We start from the raw sequence: 13,172 nt of genomic DNA, 5'->3' as shown, positions 1-13,172 counted from the left end.
CGGGTTCGGCGCCCGCCGGGCCTCGGGGTCTCCTCAGCGCACGCCCATCAGGTGCTCGAGGGCGAGCTGGTCGAGCGCCTCCTGGCCGACGCTGCGCGCGCCGAGCCCCTCGACGTCGTACGACGCCGCGCGGAGGTCGGCGAGCGACTCCCCCTCGCCGAGGGTCGGGGTGCGCAGCGTGCCGACCTCGGCCGCCTCGAGCGCCGCGACGACGTCGGGGTCGGCGCGGAAGGCCTGCACCTTGTCGCGCAGGATCAGGTAGTTGCGCATGCACCCACGGGCGGACTCCCAGACGCCGTCCTCGGCCTCGGCGCGCGGGGGCTTGAAGTCGAAGTGCACGTAGCCGTCGTAGGCCTTGCCCGTGCCTGCACCGAGCAGGGCGTCGACGGTCCAGAAGGCGCCGCGCACGTTGCCCGCGCCGAAGCGCAGGTCCTGGTCGAAGCGGGGGCCGTGCTGGCCGTTGAGGTCGACGTGGAAGAGCTTGTCGTGCCACAGCGCCTGGCTGATGCCGTGGGCGAAGTTGAGCCCGGCCATCTCCTCGTGGCCCACCTCGGGGTTGAGCCCCACCATGTCGGGGTCGTCGAGCTCGGCGATCAGCGCCAGCGCGTGGCCGATCGTCGGGAGCAGGATGTCGCCGCGCGGCTCGTTGGGCTTGGGCTCGAGGGCGAACCGCATGTCGTAGCCCTGCTCCTTGACGTAGGCACAGAGCAGGTTGAGCGACTCGCTGTAGCGGTCGAGCGCGGCCTGCACGTCCTTCGCGGCGCCGTGCTCGGCACCCTCGCGGCCGCCCCACAGCACGAAGGTCTTCGCGCCCAGGGACGCGGCCAGGTCGATGTTGCGCAGCGCCTTGGCGAGCGCGTAGCGCCGCACCTCGCGGTTGTTGGCAGTGAGCGCGCCCTCCTTGAAGACCGGGTGGCCGAAGAGGTTGGTGGTCACCATCTCGACGGCGAGGCCGGTGTCGGACAGCGCCTTCTCGAAGCGCTCGAGCACCGCGTCGCGCTGGTCGTCGTCGGGCACGAGGTCGTCGTCGTGGAAGGTCACGGCGGCCGCGCCCAGCTCGGCGAGCTTGTAGGTGGCGTCGACGGGGTCGAGCAGCGCGCGGGAGCTGGGCCCGAACACGTCGGTGCCCTGCCAGCCCACCGTCCAGAGGCCGAACGAGAACTTGTCGTCAGGGGTCGGGGTGTAGTCGTTCATGCGGGGATCTCCTGCCACGAGTCGTTGTCAGAGCTGGTCTCGACCGCGGCCAGGACGCGCTGCACCTGGAGTCCGTCGGCAAAGGATGGGGAGGGGTCGTTGCCTGCCGCGATGTCGCGGACCAGGTCGACCGCCTGGTGGATGAAGCCGTGCTCGTAACCGATGACGTGGCCCGGGGGCCACCACGCGCCCACGTAGGGGTGCTCCGGCTCGGTGACGAGGATCCGTCGGAAGCCGGCGGTGCGGGCGTCCTCGGTGCCGTCGAAGAAGTGGAGGACGTTCATGTCCTCGAAGTCGAAGGCGATGCTGCCCTGCGACCCGTTGACCTCGATGCGGATGGCGTTCTTGCGGCCCGAGGCGAAGCGGGTCGCCTCGAAGACGCCCATCGCTCCCCCGCGGAAGTCGGCGAGGAAGGTGGCGGCGTCGTCGACGGTCACCTTGCCGGTGCCGGAGCCGGCCGTCCCGGACAGGCCGGAGTGCTCGCTGGGCAGCGGGCGCTCGTCGACGAAGGTGCGCAGTCGGCCGGTGACCCGGCTGATCGTGTCGCCGGTGATGTACTGGGTGATGTCGATGATGTGCGCCCCGATGTCGCCGAGGGAGCCCGAGCCGGCCTTGTCCTTCTCCAGGCGCCACGACAGGGGCGCCTGCGGGTCGACGATCCAGTCCTGGAGGTACTGCGCGCGCACGTGGTGCAGCGTGCCGAGGCGGCCCTCGGCGACGAGCTGGCGGGCCAGGGCGATCGCGGGGACGCGGCGGTAGGTGAAGCCGACCATGGCGCGGACGCCTGAGGCCGCGGCCGCCTCGGCGGCACGGGTCATCGCCTCGGCCTCCTCGATGCTGTTGGCCAGCGGCTTCTCGCACAGGACGTGCTTGCCGGCCTCGAGGGCGGCGATGACGATCTCGGCGTGGGTGTGGCCCGGCGTGCAGACGTCGACGAGGTCGATGTCGTCGCGCTCCACGAGCGCCTGCCACGAGGTCTCGGTGGACTCCCACCCGAGACGGTCGGCGGCGGCTCGGACGGCCTGGGCGTCACGGCCGGCGACGGCCCTCATGCGGGGGTGGAGCGGGAGGTCGAAGAACCGGTGGGCGGTGCGCCAGGCGTGCGAGTGCGCGGCGCCCATGAAGGCGTACCCCACCATGCCGACCGACAGGTCGGGCGTGCTGTCGGTGGCGTCGGAGCTGGTGGTCATCGGACCTCCTCGTGTGCGATCTGGTGACGGGGTCGGGGCGCTGTTCGTACGCCCCGGGTGCCGGACGGCGGTGGGCCCGGGCGTGGTGGTGGTCGAGGGTGGTGAGGGTGGTGGTTCGGGGGGCCGCGGCGGCTCCCGGCTCCCGGGAGGGAGCCGCCGCGGACCGCCTCAGGACTCGAAGGCCGAGTCGATGTACTGGTCGACGTTCTCCGAGGTGACGACCGGGGCGAAGAGCTGGACGGTGCGGGGCACCTCGACCTCGACGAGGTCGCTCATCGCCTTGTCCTGCACCAGCAGGCGAGCGAGCTTGACGCCGTCGGCGCCCTGGGTGGACGGGTAGATGACCGTCGCCTTGAGCACGCCGCTGTCCTCCTGGATCGCGCGCATGGCGTTGGCCGAGCCGGCGCCACCGATCATGGTGAACTCGTCACGGCCGGCGTTCTCGATGGCGGCGAGCACGCCGACACCCTGGTCGTCGTCGTGGTTCCAGAGGAAGTCGATCTTCGGCTCGGCCTGGAGCAGGTTGGCCGCGACCTCCTCGCCGCTCTCGACGGTGAACTCCGCAGCCTGGCGGGCGTCGACGTCGAGGCCGCACTCGGACAGCGCGTCCTCGAAGCCCTGGCTGCGGTCCTGGGTCAGCGGCAGCGAGTCGATGCCGGCGATCTCGGCGACGACGGCGTCCTTGTTGCCGCCGGCCTGCTCGCAGACGTACTGACCGGCCGAGACGCCCATGCCGTAGTTGTCGCCGAGCACCGTGACGCGCGCCGCGTTGGGGTCGTCGAACTCGCGGTCGACGTTGATGACCGGGATGCCGGCCTCCATCGCCTTCAGCGCGACGGGCGTCATCGCGGCGCCGTCGAAGGGCAGGAGCACGATCGCGTCGACCTTGTCGTTGATGAAGGTCTCGACCTGGCTGATCTGCAGGTTGACGTCGTTGGTGCCCTCCGCGACCTGGAGGTCGATGTCGGGGTACTCCTCCGCGAGGTCGCGGACGTTGTTGGTGATGGCGGCCATCCAGCCGTGGTCCGCGGCAGGTGCCGAGAAGCCGATGGTGACCTGGTCGCCTTCCTCGTCGTTGCTGCCCGCGGCGGCGGCCGGCGCCGAGTCGGAGCCGCCGTCGTCGTCCTCGGCGGCGTCCTGGGCGCTGCCGGTGCAGGCGGCGAGGGACAGGACGGCGACCGCGCCGACCACGAGGCCGGAGTAGCGGCGGCTCTGGTGCCGTCGGAAGGGAGTGCGCAGTCGCATGGGTCGTGCTCCTTGTGTGTGTTCTCGATGGGTGCGGTGCTGCGGCCGGCGCTCCGAGTCGTGCCGGCGTGGTGGTGCGGTGGTTCCGAGTGCAGGGTGTGCGTGCGGGCTGGTGCCTGTCCGCTACGTCGAGTTCGCGTTGCGTGCCAGTCGCTGCTGGAGCAGCACGGCGACGACGATGATGAGGCCCTTCGCGACCGCCTGGGTCGAGGTGTCCTGGTTGTTGAGGGTGAAGACGTTGCCCAGCGTGGCGAAGATCAGGACGCCGACGACGGTGCCGACGATCGTGCCGCGCCCGCCGGTCAGCAGGGTGCCGCCGATGACGACGGCCGCGATGGCATCGAGCTCCCACAACGTGCCGTGGGTCGAGCTGCCGGTCGTCGTGCGGCTCACCAGCATCAGCGCGGCGAGGCCGCAGCAGAGACCGACGAGGACGTAGAGCATGACCGTGTGCCGGTTGACGTTGATGCCGGCCAGACGGGCGGCCTCCGGGTTGCCACCGACCGCGAGCGTGCGCCGTCCGAACGTCGTGCGGTTGAGGAGGACCCACCCGCCGATCGAGACGAGCACGAAGATGATGACCAGGAGCGGCACCCCGAGGATGTCGGCGGCGAAGAAGTCCTTGAAGCCGTCGACGGTCACGATCTGCGTACGCCGCTCGGAGATGATCTCGGCGAGACCGCGGGCGGCGGCGAGCATCGCCAGCGTCGTGATGAACGGGACCACCTTGCCGTAGGCGATCACCACCCCGTTGACGAGTCCGCAGCCGGCTCCCACCGCCAGGGCGGCGAACACCATGACGATCCAGTGGGAGTCCGTGGCCATCGTCTGGGTGGCGAACGTCGTGGCCCACACCGAGCACAGCGCGACGATGGCGCCGACCGAGAGGTCGATGCCGCCACCGGTGATGACGAAGGTCATCCCGATGGCCACCACGCCCAGCGCGGAGGCGAAGCGGAGGACCGTGAGCAGGTTGTCGACGCTGGCGAACCGGTCGCCGGCGGTGACGACGCCGGCGGCGCAGATCAGCAGCAGCGCCACGACGAGGCCGAGGTTGCGGCCGAACGAGCCGCTCATCAGTCCTCCCCCGCCCCTGCCCGACTCGGCGGCGGCGCGCTCCACCGTGACCGTGTCCTTCGAGGGGGCGACGGTGTTCTCCACCGACCCCCTGTCCCGGCTCGTGCTCTGCTCGCTCATGCGACCTTTCCTTCCATGACCAGGTCGAGGACCCGGGACTCGTCGATCTCCCCCGCGGGACCTTCGTGCACGACACGGCCCTCACGGACCACGAGGACCCGGTCCGAGAGCCCGAGCACCTCCTCCACCTCGCTCGACACGACCACCACGGCGACGCCGGAGTCGGCCAGTGAGCGGACGAGGGTGTAGATCTCGGCGCGGGCGCCGACGTCGACCCCTCGAGTCGGCTCGTCCAGGAGCAGCACGCGGCACTCGCGCAGCAGCCACCTGGCCAGGACGACCTTCTGCTGGTTGCCGCCCGACAGGAGGCGCACGAGGCGATCGACCCCTGCCGGACGGACGTCGAGGGACTCCGTGAGCTCGGCGGAGCGCTTGCGCTCGGCCCGGCTGTCGAGCAGCCCGAACCGGCTGAAGCGGCCCATCGTGGACACGGTGATGTTGCTGTAGATGGCCTGGTCGAGCAGCAGTCCCTGGCTCTTGCGCTCCTCCGGGGCGAGGCCGACGCCGGCCTTGACCGCGGCGGGCACGGAGCCGCGACGCAGCTCCTTGCCGGCGACCCGCACCGTCCCCGCCGACGGACGCCGCGCGCCGTACAGGGTCTCGAGGATCTCCGAACGTCCCGCGCCGACGAGACCGGCGAGGCCGACGATCTCCCCCGCCCGCACGCTCAGGTCGACGCCGGTGAAGACGCCCGGCAGCTCGAGGCCGATCACCTCGAGGATCGGCTCGCCGGTCGGCGGCCCGGCGTCGCCGCGCGGCGGGAAGACGTACTCGATGGAGCGGCCCGTCATCAGCTTGATCAGGTCGCTGGTGGGCGTCTGGTCGACGGCGAGGCCGGTGGCGACGGTGCTGCCGTCCTTGAGGACGGTGATCCGGTCGCCGATCTGGCGGATCTCCTCGAGGCGGTGGGAGATGTAGACGACGGCGACACCCTCGGCCGTGAGGTCGCGGATGACGCGGAAGAGGTTGTCGACCTCACCCTGGTCGAGCACGGCGGACGGCTCGTCGAGGATCAGCAGCCGGGTGTCCTGCGACAGGGCGCGCGCCATGCTGACGATCTGCTGCGCGGCGGGCGAGAGCCGTCCGACGGAGCGCGTGGGCTGGATCTCGGAGTGGCCGAGCCGGGCGAGCAGCTCACGCGTGCGACGGATCGTCTCCCCGCGCTGGCTGAAGCCGGCGGTGCTCAGCTCGTGGCCGAGGAAGATGTTCTCGGCGACGCTCAAGTCGGGGACGAGGTCGAGCTCCTGGTAGATCGTGGAGATCCCGAGGTCCATCGACGCCTGGGGGGTGGACAGCACGACCGGCTTGCCCTCCCAGAGGATCTCGCCCTCGTCGGGCTGGTAGCTCGCGGAGAGCACCTTGATCAGGGTCGACTTGCCGGCGCCGTTCTGGCCCAGCAGGCAGTGCACCTCCCCGGCGCGGACCTCGAGCTCGACCCCGCCGAGGGCGAGGACTCCGGGGAACCGCTTGACGATGCCGCGCATCGTCAGGAGCGGGGCGTCGTTCATGACATCACCTCCAGGGTGGGAACCACCCGAGGCACCAGCGTCGGGTCGTCGTAGACGTGGTCGATTGCGACGGCGGCGGCGCCGTGCACCGCGGCGGAGAAGCCCAGTGCGGAGAGGGCGATGCGCGTGCCGCCCGCGTCGGGCGCGAGGACCCCGGCCGCGAGCTCGGCCTCGACCTCGTCGCGGATCCACTCGCCGATCTCGCCGAGGTAGCCCGAGAGCACGATCATGCCCGGGTTGAGCACGTTGGTGAGGACGGCCGCACCGGTGCCGATCCAGCGGCCGACCTCGCTCAGTGCGGCGAGGGTGCGCTCGTCGCCCGCAGCGGCGCGCCGGCTGATCTCCTCGACCTTGGCCTCGAGGTCGAGGAGGGGCGAGCGCAGCGGGTCGTCGTCGCCGTCGGCGGCGAGGTCGATGAGGTGGCTGAGGCCGATGACGGTCTCCCAGCAGCCGGTGCGGCCGCAGCCGCACACGGCGCCGCCGGGGTCGACGAGGATGTGGCCGAACTCGCCGGCGTAGCCGCGGCGTCCGGGGAACGGCCGGCCGTCGGCGACGATGCCGCCACCGATGCCGACCTCACCGTGGATGACCAGGATGTCGCGGCGCTCGGGGTCGCCCGGGGTGGCCTCGGCGACAGCGGCCAGGTTGGCCTCGTTGTCCACCTCGAGGAGGTAGTCGGGGTCACCGAGCTTGGCACGCAGGAGCCCGGCGAGGTCGACGCCCTGCCACCCCAGGTTGGCGGCGACGGCGACGTTGCCGCGGTCGCGGTCGACCAGGCCGGCGACCCCGACGACCGCCGACACCGGAGCCGTTCCGAGCGCGGCCAGGTCGGCCAGCGTGCCCTGCAGCAGCTCGACCAGCCGGTCGACCACCTCGTCGGGCTCGAGGCCGCGGGTGTCGACCGACGTACGCCGCTCGCTCACGACGGCGCCGGTCAGGTCGACCGCGCGGGTCGAGACGTGGTTGACGTTGATCTCCGCGCCCACGCCGTAGGCGCCGGCGCCGTCGACCTCGACGATCGTGCCGGGGCGCCCGACGGCGCCGCGCTCGGCGCTGCCCTCGCGGACCAGGCCGCGCTCGCGCAGCTCGGTGACGAGGCTGGACACGGTGGCCTTGTTGAGCCCGAGGTCGGCCGCAAGCCGGGCCCGCGACCGGGCGCCGCCCTCGCGGAGGCTGCGGAGGACGAGCGACAGGTTCGCGCGGCGGACGGTGCCCTGGTCGGCACCTCCGGTGGCGGTCGTCGACCAGCCGTCCCGCACCTGCGACATCGCGTCCTCGATCCCTGATGTGACCTCGGTCACTCCGTTAGTTTGACGGACCGCCAAACTAAGTCCGTGACCGTGGTCACGTCAAGGGTCGAGGCGCAATGACCTCAGGTGGTCCGGTCCAGGTGCCGCGGCCGGCCCTCGGCGTATCGCTCCCGCACGGCCGGGACGGGGTCGGCGGCATAGCGACGCGTCCCCTCGCGGACCCACTCCGGCGGTGCGTCCGCGCCCGACAGGGCCCAGGCCGCCTGCCGCGCGGCGCCGTCGGCGACGTACTCCCCCGGCGGCGGCACGTCGACGGGGACGCCGAGCACCTCGGCGGCCACCGTGCGCACCGCCTCCGACGCGGCGGCCCCGCCGACGAGCAGGACGCGCTCGGGCGTGACCCCGGTGGACACCACCGCGTCGAGGCCGTCGGCGAGGCTGCACACCAGGCCCTCGACGCTGGCCCGGGCGAGGGCCGGCCGGGTGGCAGTCGCGAGCGTGAGCCCGTGCAGCGACCCTGTCGCGTGGGGCAGGTTGGGGGTGCGCTCGCCCTCGAGGTAGGGCACCAGCACCAGGCCGCCGGCACCCGAGGGAGCCTCGAGCGCGAGCCGCGAGAGCGTGTCGTGGTCGACGTCGAGCAGGCGGGCGGCCGCGTCGAGCACCCGCGCGCCGTTGAGGGTCGCGACGAGCGGCAGGAAGAGGCCGGTGGCGTCGGCGAAGCCCGCCACCGAGCCGGTGGGGTCGATGGCCGGGGTGCCGGTGACCGCTGTGACGACCCCGGAGGTGCCGATCGACACGACGACGTCACCCTCCCCCGCTCCCAGCCCGAGCGCCGCGGCGGCGTTGTCACCGGCGCCGGCGCCGAGGACCGCGCCGCCCGCGGTCCCGGCGACCTCTCCGGGCGCGACCACGCGGGGCAGGTGGGGCACCACCCCGAAGGCGCGCTCGAGGAGGTCGGTGCGGTAGTCCCCGGTCGCGGCCGACCAGTAGCCCGTTCCGCTGGCGTCGCTCCGGTCGGTCGTGAGGTCGTGGAGGTCGGTGCTCCCCGACAGCTTCCAGGTCAGCCAGTCGTGCGGCAGGCATACCGCGGCGGTACGACGGGCGTGCTCGGGCTCGTGCTCGGCAAGCCACCGCAGCTTGGTCACGGTGAACGACGCCACGGGGACGACACCGACCGCCTCGGCCCAGGCGCGACCACCGTCCTCCGGCCCCCCGAGCTCGTCTACGAGGTCGCGGGCAGCCCCGGCCGAGCGCGTGTCGTTCCACAGCAGCGCCGGGCGCACGACGGCGCCGTCCTCGTCGAGGCAGACCATGCCGTGCTGCTGGCCGCCGACGCTGATCGCCGCCACGTCGTCGAGCCCACCGGCCTCGGCGACGGCCTCCTGGAGGGCCGCCCACCAGTGGTCGGGATGGACCTCGGTGCCGTCCGGGTGGCCGGCACGACCCTGCCGCACGAGCGCGCCCGTGGCGGCGTCGCGGACGACGACCTTGCAGGACTGGGTGGAGGAGTCGATGCCGGCGACGAGCCGGGGTCCGTCAGTCATGGGCGCGGATGCTAGCCGACAGGCCACGGGTGCCACCGGTCACCGAGGGCGGCGTGGTCGCGGGCGTCGCCCTCGGCGCGGGGGCCAACCTCCTCGACGCGGCCCGCCGGCGCCCGCCGCGGCTCATCCTGGTGCTGGGTGGGTTCTTCGTGCTGACCGTGGGCAGCTGGGCGTGCGCGGCATCACGGCGATGTTCGGCGGCGACCCCGTGTCGGGCGTCCACGACCTCGCCGACTTCGGCCTGCAGGTGCCCACCGTGGCCCTGGCGATCGCGCTGGGCGTCGTCCTGAGCGACACCTGGCGCACGAGGCACGGGACGTCCGATGGATGACGCACCTGGATGCGCGAACGGCCCCTCCCGGCATTTCTGCTGGGAGGGGCCGCTCGCCTGTGCTGTACCCCCGACCGGATTCGAACCGGCGCTACCGCCTTGAGAGGGCGACGTGCTAGGCCGCTACACAACGGGGGCTTGCAGATGCTGCTCCGGAGAGCAACGGAGCGAAACTCTAGCGGGGCCGGAGTGTCGCACCAAATCCTGACCCGAGGGCCAGGACCTTGCTGGGGTACTAGGACTCGAACCTAGAACAACTGAACCAGAATCAGCCGTGTTGCCAATTACACCATACCCCATGGGGGTATCGGATCGTCTCCGACCACCCACGTGGTCCGGCCGTTGATCTCTGCCGAACCGACCCCGAACGTTACACGCGGGGTGGCGGGCCGGCCAAAACGGGGTCGTCCCCGCCGGGCGGCAGCGGCGCTCCCCCGACGGGTGGTCCCGCGTCGACGAGGCCCATCGCCTTGGCCACCCACGTCGCCAGGCCGAGGTAGACGAGCGACTGGGTCAGGGTGGACAGGATCGTCCACCAGCTGCTGCCACCCTCCGCGTTGAGCGCGGTGGTCAGGTCGCCGAAGGCCAGGGCGAGCCCGAAGGCCAGGAAGTTGTTGAGGACGTGCATCGCGATCGGCGCCTCGAGACCGCCCGTGCGGATGACGAGGATGCCGGCGACGACCCCGAAGGCGAACCGGTCGAAGAAGACCGGCCAGTCCTGCGACAGCCCGTGGAACAGCGCGAAGATCAGCGCCGGGCCCAGCACCGCGAGCGTCTCCGAGGCCCGCCGGGCCCACACCAGCGAGCCGAACGCCTGGGTCAGGTAGCCGCGGAAGAGGTACTCCTCACCGGCGGCCTGGAGCGGCGTCAGCAGCAGGATGACGAGGAGGAAGTCGCGCGTCTGCGTGGTGAAGTCGTTGACCGAGCCGGCCGGCATGTCACCGGCCTGGACCGGCAGCAGGAGCGCGACGCCGAGCGAGGCGAGCAAGGCCACTACCGACAGGCCGAGGCACACCAGCAGGTAGCCCCAGCGCAACCGGGGCGCGACCGAGGAGACCCAGCGCGGCTTGAGGCGGTGCAGCCACCACGTCACCAGGAACGTCAGCGGGATCGCGGCGGCGATGATGACGTTGAGCAGCGCGAGCCCGGCCGGCGTCGCCTCCTCGGTCACGTCGAGGACCGCGGACGCCTCCTGCGCGCTGCTGCCCGTCGCCAGCAGCGCGACGAACGCGAGGCCGCCGACGAGCAGCGGCACCACGGCGAAGACCAGGACGAGGAGCAGCACGGCCCCCACCACGGATCGCCACGCGCCGGGGCGGCCGACCCGGTGGAGCTGGTGGTAGCGGGGCCGGAAGTCCGGGGCCAGCGGTGCGGGCACGGCGTCAGGCCAGGGCCGACTGCAGCCGCGCGAGGCTGCGCTCGCGGCCGAGCAGCTCCATCGACTCGAACAGCGGCGGGCTCACCCGCCGACCGGTCACGGCGACGCGGACGGGGCCGAAGGCCACGCGAGGCTTGAGCTCCATGCCCTCGATCAGCGCCACGCGCAGCGCCTCCTCGATGGCCGCGGTCGACCACTCGTGCAGGCCCGCGAGGGCGTCGTACGCCGCCTGCACGACGCTGCGGCCCGTCTCGTCGAGCAGCTTGGCGACGTCGGCCTCGTCGCGGGTGAAGTCGGCCTCGTCGACGAAGAGGAAGCCCAGCATCTCCGGCGCCTCGGCGAGCTTGTTGATGCGCTCGGCGATCAGCGGCATCGCCAGCTCGAGCAGCTGGGCGTCGGCGTCGCTGACGGGGTCGCTGACGACACCCGCCTCCTTGAGGAAGGGCAGCACCCGGTGGGTGATCTCCTCGACGGAGAGCAGCCGGAGCTGCGCGGTGTTGATGGCCTCGGCCTTCTTGAGGTCGAAGCGCGCCGGGTTGGGGTTGACGTCCTTGATGTCGAACGCCTCGACCATCTCGGCCATGGAGAACACGTCGCGGTCGCCGGAGATGGCCCAGCCGAGCAGCGCGAGGTAGTTGAGCAGGCCCTCGGGCACGAAGCCCTGCTCGCGGTAGGCCAGGGCGTGTGCCTCGGGGTCGCGCTTGGAGAGCTTCTTGTTGCCCTGCCCCATGACGTAGGGCAGGTGGCCGTAGGCCGGCACCTCCTTGGCGATGCCCAGCTCGACGAGCGCCGCGAAGAGCGCGAGCTGGCGGGGCGTGCTGGAGAGCAGGTCCTCGCCGCGCAGGACGTGGGTGATCTCCATCATCGCGTCGTCGATGGGGTTGACCAGGGTGTAGAGCGGGTCGCCGTTGGCACGCGAGAGCGCGTAGTCGGGCACGTTCTCGGCCTCGAAGGTGATGTCGCCGCGCACCAGGTCGTTCCAGGTGATCGACCCGTCGGGCATGCGGAAGCGCACGATCGGCGCGCGACCCTCGGCCTCGAAGGCGGCGCGCTGCTCGGCCGAGAGGTCGCGGCAGAAGCCGTCGTAGCCCTGCATCTTCGACCCCGACGCCTTGCGCCGCGCGTCGACCTCGTCGTTGCGGCAGAAGCAGTCGTAGGTGTAGGACGACTCGCTCAGGCGGGCGAGCACGTCGCGGTAGATGTCACCGCGCTCGCTCTGCTTGTAGGGGCCGTGCGGGCCGCCGACCTCGATGCCCTCGTCCCAGTCGAGCCCGAGCCAGCGCCACAGCTCGAGGATCGCGTCGTAGGACTCCTGCGTGCTGCGCTCCTTGTCGGTGTCCTCCATCCGGAAGACGATCTGGCCGCCGTGGTGGCGCGCGAAGGCCCAGTTGAACAGGGCGGTGCGCACCAGGCCCACGTGCGGCGAGCCCGTGGGCGAGGGACAGAAGCGGACGCGTACGGGGGTGCTCATGGGCTCGTGGGTTCCTAGCTGCGGAGGGCGACGGGGTTGGTCAGGGCGCCGATGCCGGCGATCGAGATCTCGACCTCGTCACCGACCTGCATCGGGCCGACACCCTCGGGGGTGCCGGTGAGGATGACGTCGCCGGGCAGGAGCGTCATCACGGACGAGACGTGGGCGACCAGGGTCGGCACGTCGAAGATCATGTCGGCGGTCGAGCCGTCCTGCACGACGTCGCCGTTCAGGTAGGTCTGCAATTCGCGGCCGTCGGCGAACGCCTGCGGGTCGAGGTCGGTCTCGATCCACGGCCCGATGGGGCAGAAGGAGTCGAACCCCTTGGAGCGGGTGAACTGGACGTCGGAGCGCTGCAGGTCGCGGGCGGTCACGTCGTTGGCGATGGTGTAGCCGAAGATCACGTCGGTGGCCTGCTCGGCCGGGACGTCGCGGCAGATGCGCCCGATGACGACGGCGAGCTCGCCCTCGTAGTGCAGATCGCTGGTCTGCGGCGGGTAGAAGATCGGGTCGCCCGGGCCGACGACCGCCGTGTTGGGCTTGAGGAACATCAGCGGCTCCGAGGGCAGGTCGTGGCCCATCTCGGCGGCGTGGGCGGCGTAGTTGCGGCCGATGCCGACGACCTTGCTGCGCGGGATGATCGGCGCCAGGAGGCGGACGTCGCTGAGCCTGTGCTGCTCGTCGAGCAGCTTGACGCCGACGTAGAGCGGGTCGCCGGCGAGGCTGACCACGACCGAGTCCTCGGCGGGCTGGCCGAACTGGTCGACCTCACCCGTGACGACGCCGAAGCGGGGCTCCTCGCCCGTGCTGAACCGACAGATGCGCATGCGCCGAGGCTATCCAACGGCCAGCAGCGGGGACGAC

At 71.9% G+C, this 13,172-nt stretch carries 11 protein-coding genes and 2 tRNA genes; 1 reads left to right on the top strand and 12 read right to left on the bottom strand.

What is annotated here, in order from left to right; all coding sequences use genetic code 11:
• Positions 1–33: 33 nt before the first annotated feature.
• The 7 genes from xylA to xylB form a co-directional block, all read right to left on the bottom strand.
• Positions 34–1,194, bottom strand: coding sequence for a xylose isomerase (gene xylA / locus NCI01_RS04175; RefSeq protein ID WP_254180225.1), 1,161 nt, complete (start codon positions 1,192–1,194; stop codon positions 34–36).
• Positions 1,191–2,384, bottom strand: coding sequence for a Gfo/Idh/MocA family protein (locus tag NCI01_RS04170; protein ID WP_254180224.1), 1,194 nt, complete (start codon positions 2,382–2,384; stop codon positions 1,191–1,193). Before NCI01_RS04170 ends, xylA begins: the two co-directional genes overlap by 4 nt.
• Positions 2,385–2,552: 168 nt before the next feature.
• On the bottom strand, positions 2,553–3,629 hold the full coding sequence (locus tag NCI01_RS04165) for a substrate-binding domain-containing protein (RefSeq protein WP_254180223.1): 1,077 nt from the start codon (positions 3,627–3,629) through the stop codon (positions 2,553–2,555).
• Between the two features lie 123 nt (positions 3,630–3,752).
• Positions 3,753–4,826, bottom strand: coding sequence for an ABC transporter permease (locus NCI01_RS04160; RefSeq protein WP_254180222.1), 1,074 nt, complete (start codon positions 4,824–4,826; stop codon positions 3,753–3,755).
• Entirely contained in the window at positions 4,823–6,334 is a 1,512-nt protein-coding gene (locus NCI01_RS04155; RefSeq protein WP_254180221.1) for a sugar ABC transporter ATP-binding protein, read from the bottom strand. The genes NCI01_RS04160 and NCI01_RS04155 overlap by 4 nt, the downstream gene beginning before the upstream one ends.
• Entirely contained in the window at positions 6,331–7,635 is a 1,305-nt protein-coding gene (locus tag NCI01_RS04150) for an ROK family protein (protein ID WP_254180220.1), read from the bottom strand. Before NCI01_RS04150 ends, NCI01_RS04155 begins: the two co-directional genes overlap by 4 nt.
• Positions 7,636–7,706: 71 nt before the next feature.
• On the bottom strand, positions 7,707–9,128 hold the full coding sequence (gene xylB / locus NCI01_RS04145; protein WP_254180219.1) for a xylulokinase: 1,422 nt from the start codon (positions 9,126–9,128) through the stop codon (positions 7,707–7,709).
• Between the two features lie 172 nt (positions 9,129–9,300).
• Here xylB and NCI01_RS04140 point away from each other — a divergent pair, with 172 nt between their 5' ends.
• Complete coding sequence (locus NCI01_RS04140) at positions 9,301–9,459, top strand: hypothetical protein (protein ID WP_254180218.1); 159 nt, start codon at positions 9,301–9,303, stop codon at positions 9,457–9,459.
• Between the two features lie 65 nt (positions 9,460–9,524).
• Here the strand turns inward: NCI01_RS04140 and NCI01_RS04135 are convergent.
• The 5 genes from NCI01_RS04135 to NCI01_RS04115 all read right to left on the bottom strand — a co-directional run bounded on the left by NCI01_RS04135 (position 9,525) and on the right by NCI01_RS04115 (position 13,135).
• Positions 9,525–9,597, bottom strand: a tRNA-Glu gene (locus NCI01_RS04135).
• Between the two features lie 89 nt (positions 9,598–9,686).
• A tRNA-Gln gene (locus tag NCI01_RS04130) sits at positions 9,687–9,758 on the bottom strand.
• A 71-nt stretch (positions 9,759–9,829) separates the two neighbouring features.
• Entirely contained in the window at positions 9,830–10,837 is a 1,008-nt protein-coding gene (locus NCI01_RS04125) for a CPBP family intramembrane glutamic endopeptidase (protein WP_254180217.1), read from the bottom strand.
• Positions 10,838–10,841: 4 nt separating this feature from the next.
• Positions 10,842–12,308, bottom strand: a complete 1,467-nt coding sequence (gltX, locus tag NCI01_RS04120) for a glutamate--tRNA ligase (RefSeq protein WP_254180216.1) — start codon at positions 12,306–12,308, stop codon at positions 10,842–10,844.
• A gap of 14 nt (positions 12,309–12,322) precedes the next feature.
• Positions 12,323–13,135 (bottom strand): fumarylacetoacetate hydrolase family protein, encoded by an 813-nt coding sequence (locus tag NCI01_RS04115; protein WP_254180215.1) that lies wholly within the window; start codon positions 13,133–13,135, stop codon positions 12,323–12,325.
• Between the last annotated feature and the right edge of the window lie 37 nt (positions 13,136–13,172).

Source organism: Nocardioides pinisoli, from assembly GCF_024199985.1.
GTDB classification, from domain to species: Bacteria; Actinomycetota; Actinomycetes; order Propionibacteriales; family Nocardioidaceae; genus Nocardioides; species Nocardioides pinisoli.
Note: the sequence above shows the minus strand (reverse complement) of the source record. Positions and strands in the feature narration are given on the sequence as shown.

Excerpts from the sequence above, each read along its gene's own strand:
- xylA (WP_254180225.1), bottom strand. The coding sequence starts at position 1,194 with ATGAACGACTACACCCCGACCCCTGACGACAAGTTCTCGTTCGGCCTC.
- NCI01_RS04170 (WP_254180224.1), bottom strand. The coding sequence starts at position 2,384 with ATGACCACCAGCTCCGACGCCACCGACAGCACGCCCGACCTGTCGGTC.
- NCI01_RS04165 (WP_254180223.1), bottom strand. The coding sequence starts at position 3,629 with ATGCGACTGCGCACTCCCTTCCGACGGCACCAGAGCCGCCGCTACTCC.
- NCI01_RS04160 (WP_254180222.1), bottom strand. The coding sequence starts at position 4,826 with ATGAGCGAGCAGAGCACGAGCCGGGACAGGGGGTCGGTGGAGAACACC.
- NCI01_RS04155 (WP_254180221.1), bottom strand. The coding sequence starts at position 6,334 with ATGAACGACGCCCCGCTCCTGACGATGCGCGGCATCGTCAAGCGGTTC.
- xylB (WP_254180219.1), bottom strand. The coding sequence starts at position 9,128 with ATGACTGACGGACCCCGGCTCGTCGCCGGCATCGACTCCTCCACCCAG.
- gltX (WP_254180216.1), bottom strand. The coding sequence starts at position 12,308 with ATGAGCACCCCCGTACGCGTCCGCTTCTGTCCCTCGCCCACGGGCTCG.
- NCI01_RS04115 (WP_254180215.1), bottom strand. The coding sequence starts at position 13,135 with ATGCGCATCTGTCGGTTCAGCACGGGCGAGGAGCCCCGCTTCGGCGTC.